Origin of the sequence: Arthrobacter sp. 179, from assembly GCF_052379645.1 — a bacterium.
Taxonomy (GTDB): Bacteria; Actinomycetota; Actinomycetes; order Actinomycetales; family Micrococcaceae; genus Arthrobacter_H.
Genome location: NZ_JBQSYU010000001.1, coordinates 20,504 through 35,569 on the forward strand (window position 1 = coordinate 20,504; position 15,066 = coordinate 35,569).

Annotated in this window: 17 protein-coding genes and 1 tRNA gene; 9 read left to right on the forward strand and 9 right to left on the reverse strand. The window is 66.3% G+C overall.

The features are described 5' to 3' along the window. Window positions 1–14 precede the first annotated feature (14 nt). From ACT3UE_RS00095 to ACT3UE_RS00115, 5 genes are all read right to left on the reverse strand, one after another. Entirely contained in the window at window positions 15–1,226 is a 1,212-nt protein-coding gene (locus tag ACT3UE_RS00095) for an acetyl-CoA C-acetyltransferase (protein WP_444553838.1), read from the reverse strand. Window positions 1,227–1,242: 16 nt separating this feature from the next. Further along, window positions 1,243–1,473, reverse strand: a complete 231-nt coding sequence (locus ACT3UE_RS00100) for a hypothetical protein (protein ID WP_444553839.1) — start codon at window positions 1,471–1,473, stop codon at window positions 1,243–1,245. A gap of 75 nt (window positions 1,474–1,548) precedes the next feature. Then, window positions 1,549–1,624: transfer RNA gene (locus ACT3UE_RS00105), tRNA-Ala, on the reverse strand. Between the two features lie 83 nt (window positions 1,625–1,707). Next, window positions 1,708–2,862, reverse strand: coding sequence for an alanine racemase (locus ACT3UE_RS00110; protein ID WP_444553840.1), 1,155 nt, complete (start codon window positions 2,860–2,862; stop codon window positions 1,708–1,710). Further along, window positions 2,849–3,064, reverse strand: coding sequence for a helix-turn-helix domain-containing protein (locus ACT3UE_RS00115; RefSeq protein WP_086994207.1), 216 nt, complete (start codon window positions 3,062–3,064; stop codon window positions 2,849–2,851). Before ACT3UE_RS00115 ends, ACT3UE_RS00110 begins: the two co-directional genes overlap by 14 nt. 397 nt (window positions 3,065–3,461) lie before the next feature. Between ACT3UE_RS00115 and ACT3UE_RS00120 the strand changes: the two genes are divergently transcribed. After that, window positions 3,462–3,935, forward strand: coding sequence for an Lrp/AsnC family transcriptional regulator (locus ACT3UE_RS00120; protein ID WP_444553841.1), 474 nt, complete (start codon window positions 3,462–3,464; stop codon window positions 3,933–3,935). A gap of 21 nt (window positions 3,936–3,956) precedes the next feature. Here ACT3UE_RS00120 and ACT3UE_RS00125 read toward each other — a convergent pair whose 3' ends face one another. Beyond that, entirely contained in the window at window positions 3,957–5,423 is a 1,467-nt protein-coding gene (locus ACT3UE_RS00125; protein WP_444566065.1) for an SDR family oxidoreductase, read from the reverse strand. Window positions 5,424–5,478: 55 nt separating this feature from the next. Beyond that, on the reverse strand, window positions 5,479–6,291 hold the full coding sequence (locus tag ACT3UE_RS00130; protein WP_444553843.1) for a tryptophan-rich sensory protein: 813 nt from the start codon (window positions 6,289–6,291) through the stop codon (window positions 5,479–5,481). A gap of 105 nt (window positions 6,292–6,396) precedes the next feature. Here ACT3UE_RS00130 and ACT3UE_RS00135 point away from each other — a divergent pair, with 105 nt between their 5' ends. From ACT3UE_RS00135 to ACT3UE_RS00170, 8 genes are all read left to right on the forward strand, one after another. Then, window positions 6,397–6,954 (forward strand): MarR family winged helix-turn-helix transcriptional regulator, encoded by a 558-nt coding sequence (locus ACT3UE_RS00135; protein ID WP_444553844.1) that lies wholly within the window; start codon window positions 6,397–6,399, stop codon window positions 6,952–6,954. Window positions 6,955–7,031: 77 nt separating this feature from the next. After that, window positions 7,032–8,090: a polyprenyl synthetase family protein gene (locus ACT3UE_RS00140; RefSeq protein ID WP_444553845.1), complete on the forward strand. Its 1,059-nt coding sequence runs from the start codon at window positions 7,032–7,034 to the stop codon at window positions 8,088–8,090. A gap of 2 nt (window positions 8,091–8,092) precedes the next feature. After that, a complete protein-coding gene (locus ACT3UE_RS00145) occupies window positions 8,093–8,977 on the forward strand; it encodes a phytoene/squalene synthase family protein (protein ID WP_444553846.1) in 885 nt (294 codons plus the stop codon). After that, window positions 8,977–10,716 carry a phytoene desaturase family protein gene (gene crtI, locus ACT3UE_RS00150; RefSeq protein WP_444553847.1) on the forward strand — a complete coding sequence of 580 codons (1,740 nt, stop codon included), beginning with the start codon at window positions 8,977–8,979 and terminating at the stop codon, window positions 10,714–10,716. Before ACT3UE_RS00145 ends, crtI begins: the two co-directional genes overlap by 1 nt. Continuing rightward, complete coding sequence (locus ACT3UE_RS00155) at window positions 10,713–11,075, forward strand: lycopene cyclase domain-containing protein (RefSeq protein ID WP_444553848.1); 363 nt, start codon at window positions 10,713–10,715, stop codon at window positions 11,073–11,075. Before crtI ends, ACT3UE_RS00155 begins: the two co-directional genes overlap by 4 nt. Further along, on the forward strand, window positions 11,072–11,386 hold the full coding sequence (locus ACT3UE_RS00160; RefSeq protein ID WP_444553849.1) for a lycopene cyclase domain-containing protein: 315 nt from the start codon (window positions 11,072–11,074) through the stop codon (window positions 11,384–11,386). The genes ACT3UE_RS00155 and ACT3UE_RS00160 overlap by 4 nt, the downstream gene beginning before the upstream one ends. After that, a complete protein-coding gene (locus ACT3UE_RS00165; protein WP_444553850.1) occupies window positions 11,383–12,237 on the forward strand; it encodes a prenyltransferase in 855 nt (284 codons plus the stop codon). Before ACT3UE_RS00160 ends, ACT3UE_RS00165 begins: the two co-directional genes overlap by 4 nt. Beyond that, entirely contained in the window at window positions 12,234–13,892 is a 1,659-nt protein-coding gene (locus ACT3UE_RS00170) for a cryptochrome/photolyase family protein (RefSeq protein WP_444553851.1), read from the forward strand. Before ACT3UE_RS00165 ends, ACT3UE_RS00170 begins: the two co-directional genes overlap by 4 nt. A gap of 78 nt (window positions 13,893–13,970) precedes the next feature. Here ACT3UE_RS00170 and ACT3UE_RS00175 read toward each other — a convergent pair whose 3' ends face one another. Beyond that, window positions 13,971–14,381, reverse strand: coding sequence for a hypothetical protein (locus ACT3UE_RS00175; RefSeq protein WP_444553852.1), 411 nt, complete (start codon window positions 14,379–14,381; stop codon window positions 13,971–13,973). 154 nt (window positions 14,382–14,535) lie between these two features. Next, window positions 14,536–15,036, reverse strand: a complete 501-nt coding sequence (locus ACT3UE_RS00180) for a DUF456 domain-containing protein (protein WP_444553853.1) — start codon at window positions 15,034–15,036, stop codon at window positions 14,536–14,538. Window positions 15,037–15,066 lie beyond the last annotated feature (30 nt).

The following is a 15,066-nucleotide window of genomic DNA, read 5'->3' on the forward strand; positions in this document are numbered from 1 at the left end:
GTCCATCCTCCGGTTCAGCTGCGTTCGATCAGGGTGGCGACGCCCATGCCGCCGCCGATGCACAACGTGACCACCGCACGGCGGAGCCCGGTGCGTTCGAGTTCATCGACCATGGTGCCCAGGATCATCGCCCCCGTGGCACCGAGGGGGTGGCCCATCGCGATGGCGCCACCGTGGACGTTGAGCCGGTCGTCGGCGATGGCGAAGTCACGCTGGTATTTGAGTGCGACGGCGGCGAAGGCCTCGTTGATCTCCCACAGGTCGATGTCCTCGGGGCCCAACCCCGCGGTGGCCAACAGCTTGCGGGTGGCGGGGGTGGGGCCGGTGAGCATGACCGTCGGATCCGCTCCGGAGACCGCGGCTGCGGTGATACGCGCCCGCGGGGTCAGCCCCAGGTCCTCGCCCACGGTTTCGGAGCCGATCAGGACCAGACCGGCCCCGTCGACGATGCCCGAGGAGTTGCCCCCGGTATGGACGTGGTCGATCTCCGGGACCCAATGGTATTTTTCCAGCGCGACGGCATCGAAGCCGCCATCGGTGCCCATCCGGGCGAAGGCGGGACGGATCGAGGCCAGCGTGTCCACGGTGGTCCCGCGGCGCAGATGCTCGTCGTGGTCCAGGACGGCCACCCCGTTCTGGTCCTTCACCGGCACGATCGACCGCTCGAAGTACCCGTGGTCCCACGCCGCGGCAGCCCGTTGCTGTGATCTGGCGGCGAAGGCGTCCACGGTCCTGCGGTCGAAGCCTTCGATCGTGGCGATGAGGTCGGCGCTGATCCCCTGCGGGACGTAGGAGGTGTCGAAGCTGGTGGCCGGGTCGAAGGCCCAGGCCCCGCCGTCGGAGCCGATGGGGACCCTGGACATGGATTCGACGCCGCCGGCGATGACCAGATGTTCCCAGCCGGAGCGGACCTTCGCGGCGGCAAGATTGGCGGCCTCCAGTCCGGAGGCACAAAACCGGTTGAGTTGGAATCCGCCGACGGTGTCCGGAAGTCCGGCGGCGATGGCCGCGATCCGGGCGATGTCGGCCCCCTGGTCGCCGATCGGGGTGACCACCCCGAGGATGAGATCGTCGATGCGTGATTCATCCAGCCCCGGATTGCGTTCACGCAGGGCATCGATCAGACCGGTGACCAGCGAAATCGGTTTGGTCCCGTGCAGGGCCCCCTGGCGACCGCGACCGCGCGGGGTGCGCACGGCGTCATAGATATAGGCTTCGCTGCTCATGCCAGCTCGGCTCCCTTCAGCGCATCCGTCCTGCGTGCAACATCGCACGGTGGTTCCATCGTAGGCGGTTCGGCTCCACGGGGGCAGGGTCGGGTGCTTCACCGGTCGGCGGCAGGGAAACCATGGCCCGGATCTTCTGCGGTGCTGCCTGCGACTTCGCGGGCGAGGCATTATGCCTGGCCGTCCTTCCCACGGGCCAGCCGTGGGCGGCGGCGAACCAGCTGGCAGGAGCCGCAGGTGAACTCATTGGAAGCCCGGGACCCGGTCGGCCGAAGGGCAGAAAAAGAGTCCAGTCGGGGTGACACCCGGCTGGACTCCGCTGTGGTGGAGCTTGGGGGAATCGAACCCCCGACCTTTTCATTGCGAACGAAACGCTCTACCAACTGAGCTAAAGCCCCGCGCGCATGAAATCACACGCTGATACCACGTCCGTCAGCTTAACGCACTCCAAGGGGTCAACACAAAACATGCCGGCCCCGGCTCAGCTATTGCGGCCGCGCGCAGCCACGATCCAGCGGTCGACTATGTCGTAACCGGCCTCCGGACCGGTCCTGCCGTCCTTCCGCCGGACCACCGTCACCGCATCCACGAGATTCGGCACGAGGCACACGTGGTTCGGGATGACCTGCAGGACCTCCCCATGGCCCGGAAGCCGACTTCCCGCCGGGTACTCCACGGTCCCGTGGTGCTCCGATAGTGCCGAGACATGCGCCCGTGGGGCACCCAGGATCCGCCCGAATCCGGTGGCCCAGGCGGGGCGGTCCCCTCCGAGGACCTTCGACCCGGCATCGAGCACCACCTGCCCACCGCCCTCGGGGCGGTCCCGCCGGGAGACGACCGTTGCCGCGACCGTCAACGCGATGTCCCCGACGTCGCAGTGGCCCATTTCCAGCTGCTGGGCATCGTTGAACACATAGACCCCGGGCCTGACCTCGGTGGCCGCGCCGGGCTCCGAGGCATAGGCCGTCGGGGTTGAACCGCCACTGAGCTCCAACCCTTCGAAGCCGGCGGCCCGCAGCGAACCGGCGGCCTGACGCAGAACCCGGGATTCGTCGTCCACGGCGCCCGCGGAGGCGCCGGGGCCATAGCTGTGCCCGGGGAAGGTGAACAAGCCCACGATGCGCAGCCCGGCCTCGCGGGCCGCCACGGCAACGGACGCGGCCTCCTGCGGATCCGCGCCGCTGCGGTGGTGTCCGCTGTCGAGTTCGATCATGATGCCGGCCGTAGCTGCTTCCTCGCCCAGTCGGGAGGCCAGGTTCCGTGCTCCTTCGAGGGAATCGACGCCGACGCGCAACCGGGTCCGTCGGGCCAGTGCCGCCAATCGGGGTGCCATCGGCTCGCCCACCCAGAGCGGATAGGCGATGAACAGGTCCTCCACGCCGGCGTCGGCGAAGACCTCGGCCTCCCCGAGGGTCGCTACGGTGAGTCCGGTTGCTCCGGCGGCCCGCTGCATGGCCGCGATCTGCAGGATCTTATGGGTTTTGGCATGGGGACGCAGTCGCTGTCCCCGTGCGGAAACGGCCCGCCCCAGCGCGTCGATGTTCCGGCGAAGGATATCGAGGTCGATCAGGACCTCGGGGGTCTGCAGCGTCGAGGGGACGACGGCGGGGAGCTTGCTGCCCCTAGCGGCTTCCATCACTGGTGATGCCACCGTCCTGTTTGAGCCCTTCGCGGGTGGCGACATATTGACGCTCGATATAGGCCTCGAGTTCGCTGCGCTCCACGCGCCAGACGCCCCGCCCGCCGACCTTGATGGCGGGGAGCTCGCCGCTACGGACCAGCGAACGAACCTGGGGCATGTTCACGCTCAACTCCTCGGCGACGTCTTCCAGACGCATGAATCTCATATCTCGAAGTTAGCCCGTGTTTGACGTCGTTTCCAGTCATTAGGAGCACGTGGGGACAATCAGGGGTCACGTCACGTAGGCCCGCAGGATTCCCTCTGGGGGAATCTCGCGGGCCATACTCGTAGTGGACTATTGGTTGCGGGGCTTCTTGGGCCGTACCGTTCCGGAAGCGCTGGTGGTGCCGCCGAACCGTCAACCTGACCTTCGAATGCTTGTGGCATTGCCCAGTTCCTCTCATCAATAGACCATTCGCCGGTCAGACCGCGCAACAGTATTGATTTTGATTGATCAATATGACTACTCTTGGATTCCGTTCGCGGAGAACGTTGGTCATTTTGACCGGCATCCGGCCGAGGCCATCCGCAGCACCCCAGCAAAGGAGCACCGGGTGACACCCGAGCGATATCAACTCGACACCACGGATCGCCGCATCCTGGCCGCCATGGACCAGGACCCGCGCATCCCGATCATGATGCTGGCCCAGCGGCTGGGCCTGGCTCGTGGGACCGTACAATCCCGCCTCGAGAAGCTGGCAGCCTCGGGTGCCTTGCGTCCCAACAGCAGTCGCGTCACCCCTGCCGCCCTGGGCCGCGGGGTCTCCGCCTCCGTCTCCGCGGAATTGGACCAGTCCAAGCTGGACGAGGCGATCGCTGCGTTGCGGGACATTCCCGAGGTGCTCGAATGCTTCGCGCCGGCCGGTGACACCGACCTGCTCATCCGGGTCGTGGCCTCGGACCCGGATGACCTGTACCGGGTCAGTGAGGTCATCCGTTTCTGCCCGGGCATCACGCGCACCTCGACGTCGATGTTCCTGCGTGAGGTCATCCCCTACCGCACCACCGGCCTGCTCCACGAACCCTGATCCGTCGAAAGGCAGTGGGTTTCAGGCCCCGGAGCGTTGATGCGCTGCGCGGACCACGCGGTCCACCATGCTCTTGAAGATGACCCCATGGAAGGGCAGAACCCCCAGCCAATAGAGCCGACCCCATAAGCCGCGGGGGAAGAAGATCGCCCGCTGACGGTACATGCTTCCGCCCCCGGGCGCCGGCTCGACCCTCAACTCCAGCCAGGCGCCACCGGGCACCTTCATCTCGGCGCGCAACAGCAGTGACTTCCCGGGCTCGATGGCCTCGACGCGCCACCAATCAACGACGTCATTGAGCATGAGGTTCGTTTGACTCCTGCGCCCACGACGCAGCCCGACACCACCGGCCAGCTTGTCCATCCAGCCACGGACCGACCAGGCCAGGGGCATGGAGTACCAGCCGTTATCGCCACCGATGCCCTCGATGACCTTCCACACCTGCTCGGGGGAAGCGTCGGAGGCCCGTTCCCGGTCGTCGGTGAAAACGGTCCGCCGGGCCCATTCCGGGTCACTCGGCAAGGGTTCGGCCGGCTCCGCCAGTACTTCGGCATTGGCCCAGGACGTCTCCACGGCCCCCGCCTCGATCTTGATCAGAGCCAACTCCACCGACCGCTCATAGCCGGTCAGGCCGCCCTCGGGAGGAGAAATCAGATCATCGATGCGCCGGTCCTTCACCACGCAGTCATGCTGCAACGACTCCACCAGCGGGATGGCCAGTGCGCGGGGAATGGGCGTGACCAGATTGACCCACTGGCCGGCGAGCCACGGGGTGAGCACGGGCAGCGCAATCACCCAGGGTTGGCGCAGACCCGCGACCTTGGCATAACCGCGCATCATCTCCGAATAGGTCGGGGCGTCGGGCCCGCCGATATCGAAGGTTCCGGCGGCCCCTTCGGGCAACTCGGCGGCATTGACCAGATAGTAGAGCGCGTCCCGGACGGCGATGGGTTGGACCCGGTTCCTCACCCAGCGGGGCGCGGGCATGACCGGCAGGACGTCGGTGAGGTGCCTGACCATTTCGAAGCTGGCGGATCCTGAGCCGATCAGTAGTCCGGCTTGCAAGACCACCGTTGGGGTTCCCGAGGTGGAGAGGATCTCACCCACCTCCTTGCGGGAGGCCAGATGGCGGCTGAGCTCACCTTCGGGGTGGAGCCCGGAGAGGTAGACAATCCGCTTCAGACCAGCTTCGCGCGCGGCCTGGGCCACGTTGAGCGCACAGCTACGCTCGATTCGTTCGAAGGAGGCGTCCCCACCCATGGAGTGCACCAGATACATCATGACGTCGACCCCCTCGACCAGCTGCTGCGCGGCCCGGGCGTCCTCGAGGGCCCCTTCGACGACTTCCACCTGATGGGCCCACGGAATATCGCGGAGCTTGGCGGGATTGCGGGTCAGCACCCGCACGGTGTGCCCCCGTTCCAGCAATAGCGGAACCAACCGGCCCCCGACGTATCCGGTGGCTCCGGCCACGGCAATGCGGCTCATCTGCTTCTCCTTCGTCGGTGGTGCTCTTGAAAACTGGTGGTTCAACGAACAGCTGTCACGACCGCGCGACCTCGGCTGCCGGCCCGTGCGTGACCAGTCGTGCCGCCACGACGGCTACCAGGACGAGGGCTGCGGCACTGGCCGCAGTGACGGCCACGGGGGTGGATTCCAGCCCGCCGTCGCTGCGGCCGACGGTGATCCAGACCAATCCCCACGCCAGCGCCACACCGGGTCCCAGCCGACCGCGCGAGTACACCGCGGTTCCCACGCCGATCGCTGCGACCACCAGTAGGACGGCACCGGCGATGACCGGCACCGGAAGCCCGAAACCCGTGAACCCGGAGGAGGCCAGCAAGGCCGAGACGTTGGCCACTGCGGCCACCGACACCCACCCCAGATAGAGGCCAAACGTGCCACCGAGAACAACCCGGTCCAGCAGATTGGACTCCGGGGTGCGCCGCAGGATCACCAGGATGACGCACAGCGTGGCCAAAAGGGCGAAGATCACCACCACGCTGACCCCCAACCATCCCAGTTGGACCACCCCGAGCCACAGGGCGTTGAGCAGGCCGGACGCCGCCGCCCATCCTCGGAGCTTGCGGTGAAGGGCATCATCCCGCCGGGAGGGCAGGAACTGGACCACGGCGTAGAGCAGGAGGCCGAGATAGATGATGCTCCAGATCGAAAAGGCACCCGACCCCGGTGCCAGGATGGTGCCATCCGCTGACAGCCAGCCGTCCGCCACATCCTGCACCGACGTCCCGACCACGGCGCCGCTTCCGAGGAAGGCCCCGGCGATGGCCAAGGCCATGGCGGCAGCCGTCAGCAATGGGGCCAGGGTGCCCGAGCGTGCTGTCGTGGTCGGCATTCTTCGCTCCTGCTTCATCGTCTCCAGAGGAGTCGCACTCGACAAATGGTGATTCATGCACAAGTATGTAGCTAGATTTTCTTATTATCAAGTAAGGCTGGACCCATGGCAGAGAATGAGCAACCCACCTCCCCGGCGAGCCGAATGCACCCGGCATCAGTGCACCTGCGCAGGATCCTGGTGCTCAATGACGTCATGGAATACCGCATGCGGATGCACCTGAAAACAAACGACACCGATTTCCAGGCCATGCAACAACTCATGCAGCTGGGGCCGCTGACACCCTCGAAATTGGCTGGGGCCCTCCACCTGACCACGGCGGCCATCACCAGCGTCATCGACCGGCTGGAAAAAGCGGGCCATGCCGAACGCGTCCCCCACCCCACCGACCGCCGCGGGGTCCTGGTCAAACCCACCGACTCCTCGGTACGCGAGGCCATGGCGCAACTCATGCCGATGATCCTGAAAACCGACTCCCTGGTGCGGGAGATGGACGACAAGGAACAGCAGGCCGTCACCCGCTATCTGCAGGGAGCAGCGGATGCCGTACAGGAACGGATCGACGCGATGGCCCAGGAACACCAGGAGCAGTCGGAGGAAACCGGCGGACCCACCACCGCCGGCCCCACCGCAAAGGCGAAGAAGACGGAGGATGGGACATGAGTACCGAACTCCATGAGTGGAAACACGCAGGCTCATCCGGAAGCGTGTGCACGAGGCCGCCTCCTGAATCAACCGGCATGGCGCCTTCGCCCCAGGAGGCCTCCCCCTCCTTCGACGAGATGGTGCAACGAATACTCGATGCGGAGCAACGGGCGGACCGTGCGGCACCGGGGTTGAACTCACGGAACTACGACGCCTTGTGCCGGCGACTGGAAGCCACCCTGCACGGCGGCAAGCGGACGCGACCCCACCTGGTCCACGTCGCCTTCCGGGCCTTTGGAGGCCGGGATCTCGAGGCAGCAGCCACACTCGGTGCCGGATTCGAAATGCTTCACGCCGCCTTGCTGATGCACGACGACGTCATCGACCGTGATTTCGTCCGTCGCGGTGTCCCGACCCTGGGAGCCGGGTATCGCGACGATGCACTGGCCCATGGACATGCCTCGGGGACCGCCGAACATGCAGGACATTCAGCCTCCATCATCGCCGGCGACATCCTGCTGGCTGGTTCCATTCGCCTGGCGGCCTTGGCCTCGGCCGGCTCCCCGAACGCCCGCACCATCCTCGACGTGGTGCATTCCGCGCTCCTGGCTTCAGCCGCCGGGGAACTCGATGACCTGGTGTTCTCCCTCTCCCCGGCCAGGACACCTGAATCCGATGTGCTGAACATGGAACGGCTCAAGACCGCCATCTACTCCTTCGAAGCCCCGCTGCAAGCCGGGGCGTTGCTCGCTGGCGCGCCGCCACGTCTGGCGGCACGGTTGGGCGGGTTGGGCCGGAACCTGGGAACCGCCTACCAGATCATCGACGACGTCCTGGGGACCTTCGGGAACCCCCAGGAGACCGGCAAGTCCATCGACTCGGACCTACGCTCGGGCAAACGCACCGTGCTGACGGCCCAGGCGGAAGGCCACCACGGGTTCCGCTACGCCCGGGATGCCTACGCTGCCGGTCGTGCCGGCATCGAGGAGGTGCGTTCGGCGTTGGCCGATAGCGGCGCCGAACCCCGAGCCCGGGCCCTCGCGTCGAAGTTGGTCACCTCCGCCTTGAACGAGGCACGGGGTCTCGAGCTGACTCCGGCGATCCTCGACGAGCTCGCCACGATCGGCGAACATGTCCTGAATCGGAAGAAGTAGTCATGAGCATCGAGGACCTCTCCAAATACTCCGACGCGGCCGGCCGAAGTGCCGGCGTCGTGATTTCCCGCTATTCCTCCTCGTTCGGTCTCGCCTGCCGGATGCTGGGCCCCCGGGCCCGCCGGGACATCGAGAACATCTATGCGTTGGTTCGTGTCGCCGACGAAGTGGTGGACGGCGCAGCGGCTGCCGCCGGTCTGGATGTCGTCGCCGTGGGCGAGCAATTGAACCGCCTCGAACAGGAGACCGAGCTGGCGATGCTGTCGGGGTACAGCACCAACCTGGTGGTCCACGCCTTCGCCGGCACGGCCCGGGACTGCGGGATCCAGGCAAGCCTGACACAACCGTTCTTTGCGTCGATGCGAGCCGACCTGACGGTCACCCGGCATGATGCCGACTCATTGGAGGAATACATCTATGGTTCCGCCGAGGTGGTGGGACTGATGTGCCTGCGCGTCTTCCAGACCATGCCCGGAGCCAGCAAGGGCCACGACCAGGAACTGGAACGGGCGGCACGCAGCCTCGGATCAGCCTTCCAGAAAGTCAACTTCCTGCGCGATCTGGCGGCCGACGGCGAGGAACTGGGACGCAACTACGTTGCCGCCTCCGGCACCGCGCCCCTCGACGAGGCGGCCAAGGACCATTTGATCGCCCAGATCCGCTCGGAACTCATCGAAGCGCAGGCGGGCCTTCCCCTTTTGGCCCCCGGCGCCCGGCGGGCCGTTGGCTTGGCCCACGGGCTGTTCGTGGCCCTGGTCGATCGGCTTGACGCAGCTCCCGCAGAGCACCTGCTCCAACGCAGGATCCGGGTCCCGGGAGCCGAGAAAGCTTCGATCGCGCTGCGTGCCATCGCAGCACGGTCCCCGCGCAAGGCAAAGGCAGTTTGATGAGCTGGACTTCATTCCGACGTCGTGCCGCACGACGCTACTACGACCCCGCCGCCCGGGCCGCACGACGAAACAGGCGCGGTCCCACCGGCTCGGCCCCCACCACCGGCCCTTCGTCCCCGACGGGCCAAGCAACCCGCAGGATCGTGGTCATCGGCGGCGGCATCGCGGGGCTGGCCACCGCTGGCCTATTGGCCCGCGACGGTCACGACGTCACGCTTTTGGAACGCGGGGAACAACTCGGAGGACGGGCCGGACGCCATGCGGTCGACGGCTTCACCTTCGATACCGGCCCCTCCTGGTACCTCATGCCCGAGGTCATCGACCACTGGTTCCGGCTCATGGGAACCAGTGCCGACGAGCAACTCGACCTCGTGAAGCTCGCCCCCGCCTACCGCACCTTCTTCGAGGCGTACCAGGAGCCGGTGGACGTGCGCACCGGCCGAGCCGACGTCGAGGCACTTTTCGATTCCATGGATCCCGGGTCCGGGCAGAAGCTGCGGTCCTATCTCGAGTCAGCGGAACTGACCTACTCGCTGGCCAAGAAGCACTTCCTCTACGACGACTTCCGCACCTTGGCGGGGCTGGCCCACCCCATGGTGCTCCGCCATGGGGTGGACATGGCCCGGCTGCTGGCCACGAACCTCAACGCCTTCATCAGCGCAAGGTTCCGCGACCCGCGCCAACGCCAGTTGCTCGGATACCCCGCGGTCTTCCTGGGGACCACCCCCTTCAAGGCGCCGGCGATGTATCACCTGATGAGCCACCTGGATCTCGCCGACGGCGTCCTCTACCCCAAGGGCGGATTCGCCGCCCTCGTCGATGCCATGGAAGCCATTGCACGCGCCGCAGGCGTCACGATCATCACCGACGCCACCGCGCAACGGATCACCACCCGTGACGGGTCCCGCCGGCGTGCCGTGGTCGATACCGTGGAATACTCCGATGCCGCCGGGGCCCGGCAGGTAATCCAGGCCACCGACGTGGTGGCCGCCACCGATTTGCACCATGTCGAGACCACGCTGCTTCCGCCCGGAAGGCAGAGCCACCCCGAACGGATGTGGCGGCGGCGCGACCCGGGCCCCAGTGCGGTACTGGTCTGTCTGGGGATCCGTGGAAACCTCGATGAATTGGTCCACCACAACCTGCTCTTCACCGCCGACTGGCGGGAGAACTTCGGCCGGATCGACGCCGGGGAGGACCTGGCCTCGCAGACATCAATCTACGTCTGCAAACCCAGTGAAACCGATGCCGGTGTTGCCCCGGCCGGGCACGAGAACCTTTTCATCCTCGTCCCTTCCCCGCCCGTTGAGGCCTGGGGTGCCGGTGGCGCCGACGGCACCGGGGCGCCCATGGTGGAACGGGTGGCCGACGCCGCCCTCGACCAGCTCGCCGAATGGGCGGAGATCCCCGACCTGCGTGAGCGGATCGTCGTGCGGCGCAGCTACGGTCCCGGGGATTTCGTGGAGAACTTCAATGCCTGGAAGGGCAGTGCACTGGGTGCTGCCCATACCTTGCGCCAGAGCGCCTTCCTGCGGCCGGGGATCCGCAGCGCCAAGGTAGACGGTCTGTTCTACGCCGGAAGTTCCGTCCGCCCCGGCATCGGGGTCCCCATGTGCATGATCAGCGCCGAACTGGTCCTCAAGGCCATCCGCGGGCAGACGTTCCGGGGCGCGTTGCCGGTGCCCGGGCCTCGAACGACCAGGGCGAATGCCGAATCCCCGGCGAGAACGGCATGACCTATCTGCTGATCCTGTTGTTTCTGCTCGGCTGCATGACGCTGCTCGATGCCCGCTTCGGCCTGTTCTTCTGGTCACGCCCTTGGAAGGCGGCGCTCGTCCTGGCCCTGGGCATCGTCTATTTCCTGAGTTGGGATCTATGGGCCATCGCTGCGGGCATCTTCCTGCACCGCGACTCCCCCTTGATGACCGGCATCATGCTGGCCGACCAGCTTCCCTTGGAGGAGCCGGTCTTCCTGCTGTTCCTGAGCTACCAGACCATGATCGCGTTCACCGGATGCATTCTCTGGCTTCGCCACCTGGCCCGGGACAAGACAGGCCACCGGGCCACCGTGCAGGAAGGACCGGTGGGCTCGTGAGCTATCTGGCACTGAACTACTTCTTTCTGGGGCTGTCCCTGCTGACACTGCTCGGGGCCTCCCTGGCCCGTCGGCTGGATCGCCGTCGGATGACGGCGATGTTGGTCGGTGTCTTCGCCCTGTTGATCCTGACGGCAGTCTTCGACAACGTCATGATCGGCTCAGGGCTTTTCGACTACTCCTCCGAGACGCTGGCCGGGCCGAGGGTCGGTCTGGCTCCGTTGGAGGACTTCGCCTATCCTCTGGGGGCCGCCATCCTGCTGCCTTCGGCTTGGTTGCTGTTGGATCCCCGTCCCCGAAAGGACCCATGAAGGACCTCATTGCCACCTCCCGCCCCGTCTCGTGGGTCAACACCGCCTACCCGTTCGCGGCTGCCTACCTGCTGGCCACGGGTGGCATCGACTGGATCCTGGTGGTGGGGACACTGTTCTTCCTGCTGCCGTACAACCTGGCGATGTATGGGATCAACGACGTCTTCGACTACGAATCGGACCTGCTGAACCCCCGCAAGGGCGGGGCCGAAGGGGCGGTCGTGGATCGAACCCGGCACCGGACGATCCTGTGGGCCTCGGCGTTGTTCGCGCTGCCCTTCGTCCTTGCCCTGGCCACGCAGGGCGGTTGGCCCGCCAACCTGGTCCTGCTGGTGTCCTTGTTCGCCGTCTATGCGTACAGCGCCCCGGTGTTCCGGTTCAAGGAACGCCCCTTCCTGGATTCGGCCACCTCCAGCATCCACTTCGTCTCCCCTGCCCTGTACGGGCTGGTCCTGGCCGGGGCCACCTTCACCCCCGGGCTGTGGTGTCTTTTGGCGGCCTACTTCCTTTGGGGGATGGCCAGTCATGCCTTCGGGTCGGTGCAGGACATCGTCCCGGACCGTGAGGCGGGCCTGGGCTCGGTGGGCACCGTGCTCGGCGCCCGCCCGACCGTCGTCGCCGCTGCCGCTGCCTATGTTGCCGCCGGACTGTTGATGCTAGCCAGTGCTTGGCCCGGGCCCCTGGCCGGGCTGTTGGCCTTGCCGTATGCGGCCAACGTCCTGCAGTTCCTGCGTGTTGACGATGCCGGATCGGGGGTCGCCAACCGGGGATGGCGCCGCTTTTTGTGGTTGAACTACTTCACAGGGTTCTGCGTGACCATGCTGCTGATCTGGTATGTGGGGATCCGATGAGTTCGATCATGTGGTTTCGCGACGACCTACGCCTCGCCGACAACCCCGCCCTCCTGGCGGCCACCGACGACGGCGGGGTCGTGGCCGTTTACATCCTCGACGAGGAATCGGAGGGGCTGCACCCACTGGGTGGGGCCGCCCGCTGGTGGCTGCATCAGGCCTTGACCGGTCTGCACAGCGATCTCGCGGACCGGGGCATCCAATTGGTGTTGCGCCGTGGCCCGGCGGCCACGGTCATGTCGGCTCTGGTGCAGGAGCTGAACCCGGAGAGCATCTATTGGAACCGCAGGTACTGGGAACCAGAACGGGTAGTGGATACGGCGGTCAAGGAGAACAGTCGGGTCGCCGGAGTCCATGCCGAGAGCTTCCAGGCCTCGCTCCTTCACGAACCGTGGAAGGTCACCACCGGTCAGGGCGGGCAGTACCGGGTCTTCACGCCGTTTTGGAACCAGCTCAAGAAACTGGACTTCCGACACCCGATGGAAGCCCCGTCAGTTGGCGCCAACCCACGTGATCCGCGGCCGGGAAAGGAGATCCCCGCAATCGGTTCGGACGATCTGGCTACCTGGACACTGGTTCCTGCCGGTTCCACCTGGCCGGAAAAACTCGCGACCCATTGGAGCCCCGGAGAGGCCGCCGCCTGGCGCTTGCTGGAGGAGTTCAGCGAGGAGGCCGTGGCCGACTACGAAGAGGGGCATGATTTCCCGGGCATCGCCGGCACCAGTCGACTGTCGCCGTATCTTCGCTGGGGACACATCAGCCCCTTCCAACTCTGGCATGCCCTCTCCGAGGCTCCCGGCCCGAGCACGGCTGGCGCTGCGGCCTTTCTGCGGCAGGTGGGATGGCGCGAGTTCTGCTGGCATCAGCTCTTCCACCACCCGGAATTGGCCCAAGCGAACCTACGGCGGGTCTTCGACGGCTTCGACTGGAGATGGCCGACGGAACCCGGGTCGGCCACACCGGCCCGGCTGCGCGGTATCCGCAGCCCGACGGCGACCACCGAGCAGGCCGTCTCGGAGGAACCCGTGGACGCCTGGAAGGCGGGGTGCACCGGGCTGCCCATGGTCGACGCGGGCATGCGTCAGCTGTGGGAAACCGGGTGGATGCACAACCGCGTGCGGATGCTGGTCGCCAGCTTCCTGACCAAGAACATGGGGGTGCATTGGCAGGTCGGGGAACAATGGTTCTGGGAGACCCTGGTGGATGCCGATCAGGCGTCCAACCCGGCGAACTGGCAATGGGTGGCCGGTTCCGGCGCCGATGCTTCACCGTTCTTCCGGATCTTCAACCCGCAAACCCAAGCCAAGCGCTTCGACGCGAATGGCCGGTATGTCTCCCGCTGGGTCCCGGACGCAGCACTTCCCGACTATCCCGAGCCCCTCGAGGACCTCTCCGAGTCCCGTCGGCGGGCGTTGGCGGATTACGACCGGATCAAGAAGTCTAGCATGCATCGGGCTATTTGGCTCGGCGCAAGGTGGCCCCTGGAAGAAGGCCGGGTAGCGCCACCGCATGTAGAACATGACGACCACACCCAGGGCAAGCACCGCGATACCCAGGATGAACACCATCCCGAGCCCGGCGATGTTGCTTCCCGATCCGTACTCGGGGTCCATCGAGTCGACCGCGGTCTTGAAGAGCGCCTTCGACGTCGGTGACACCCCGCGGCAGGTCGCAGGCTCTTCGGCCGCAGCTGGAGCGCTGTTGAAAGGGCTGCTCTGCGGCCAGCACCAGGGCTAGGAGCCGGTGGCGCCCATCATCGACTGCATCAGATCGGGGTTGGCGGACTGGTAGGTCAGCCAGAGGATCCCGGCGCTCAAGGCCAGCGAAAGGCCGCCCCAGATGACCCCGAGCTTGGCCAGGAAGCGGACCTCGTCGCTCGGCATGGGGAGTTTGTCCGTCTTGAAATCATCGGCCAGACGCCCCATCCGCATCGCCGGGGATTCGGGGACGCGTTCGGTGAGCCCGGCCAGCGTGTTGGCGGCCCAGTCGGTGCGTCCGCCCTGCAGGCGGGCGATGGTCAGATCGTGCTTGCGATCCTGACGGAGCTGGATGATGCGATCACCATGGCGGGCCAGCAGGATGTCCTCGCCGAGATGCATCGTCCTGCCCGTTGCACGCTGCTGACGATCCGGTGCGACGCTCATGACCATGCTCCCTCCGAGTGAATCGACACTCCGTGAAATTCTTCGTACTATCAAAGTACGCCGCAAATCCGCGCCGACACGGTGAAGGGCGTTGGAAGGCGAGCAAACTCACAAGGGGGTGTGGGGCGCGCCGCCCCGCGGGGAGCGCCCACGTTCACCGAGCGGAAAAATGCCAGATGACCCCGATGGTCCAGACCGAACCGGCGAGCGCGGCGCAACCGAATTCGATGAGTATTCCGATCCCCGTGGACTTCAGTGTCCTCACGCTGGCGCGCATCGCGGATCCCAGGTTCCGCCTCCGGGCATATTCGGCCAGGAGCAGCCCGACACCGAACCCCAGGAAGAGCCCGACGATGGGGATCAGGAACATCCCGGCAATGCCTGCGGCCACGGCGAACAGGATCGTTCCCCGGGGGATCTGTTGGCTTTTGAGGCTGCGCCCGGTCAGGACCATCGACGCCGACCAGCCGGCCAGGGCCAGGACCATGCCCACCACCGCGCAGGTCCACGCCGCCGGGCCGCCGATGAACAGGGCCCATCCCAAGAGCGTGAGGATCGTCAGCAGGCTTCCCGGCAACACGGGATAGATCGTTCCTGCGACGGAAAAGACCAGCAAAAGGCCGGCGATGATGGTGACCAGGACCTGTGTATCCACGGTCCTAGTCTGCCAGCATCACCGGCCCGG

What these genes read in the sequence shown, in the direction of transcription:
- ACT3UE_RS00175 (WP_444553852.1), bottom strand. Translation starts at nt 14,381, where the DNA reads ATGAGCGTCGCACCGGATCGTCAGCAGCGTGCAACGGGCAGGACGATG.
- ACT3UE_RS00135 (WP_444553844.1), top strand. Translation starts at nt 6,397, where the DNA reads ATGGCAGAGAATGAGCAACCCACCTCCCCGGCGAGCCGAATGCACCCG.
- crtI (WP_444553847.1), top strand. Translation starts at nt 8,977, where the DNA reads ATGAGCTGGACTTCATTCCGACGTCGTGCCGCACGACGCTACTACGAC.
- ACT3UE_RS00095 (WP_444553838.1), bottom strand. Translation starts at nt 1,226, where the DNA reads ATGAGCAGCGAAGCCTATATCTATGACGCCGTGCGCACCCCGCGCGGT.
- ACT3UE_RS00140 (WP_444553845.1), top strand. Translation starts at nt 7,032, where the DNA reads ATGGCGCCTTCGCCCCAGGAGGCCTCCCCCTCCTTCGACGAGATGGTG.
- ACT3UE_RS00110 (WP_444553840.1), bottom strand. Translation starts at nt 2,862, where the DNA reads ATGGAAGCCGCTAGGGGCAGCAAGCTCCCCGCCGTCGTCCCCTCGACG.
- ACT3UE_RS00170 (WP_444553851.1), top strand. Translation starts at nt 12,234, where the DNA reads ATGAGTTCGATCATGTGGTTTCGCGACGACCTACGCCTCGCCGACAAC.
- ACT3UE_RS00165 (WP_444553850.1), top strand. Translation starts at nt 11,383, where the DNA reads ATGAAGGACCTCATTGCCACCTCCCGCCCCGTCTCGTGGGTCAACACC.
- ACT3UE_RS00130 (WP_444553843.1), bottom strand. Translation starts at nt 6,291, where the DNA reads ATGCCGACCACGACAGCACGCTCGGGCACCCTGGCCCCATTGCTGACG.
- ACT3UE_RS00100 (WP_444553839.1), bottom strand. Translation starts at nt 1,473, where the DNA reads ATGAGTTCACCTGCGGCTCCTGCCAGCTGGTTCGCCGCCGCCCACGGC.
- ACT3UE_RS00115 (WP_086994207.1), bottom strand. Translation starts at nt 3,064, where the DNA reads ATGCGTCTGGAAGACGTCGCCGAGGAGTTGAGCGTGAACATGCCCCAG.
- ACT3UE_RS00155 (WP_444553848.1), top strand. Translation starts at nt 10,713, where the DNA reads ATGACCTATCTGCTGATCCTGTTGTTTCTGCTCGGCTGCATGACGCTG.
- ACT3UE_RS00145 (WP_444553846.1), top strand. Translation starts at nt 8,093, where the DNA reads ATGAGCATCGAGGACCTCTCCAAATACTCCGACGCGGCCGGCCGAAGT.
- ACT3UE_RS00125 (WP_444566065.1), bottom strand. Translation starts at nt 5,423, where the DNA reads ATGAGCCGCATTGCCGTGGCCGGAGCCACCGGATACGTCGGGGGCCGG.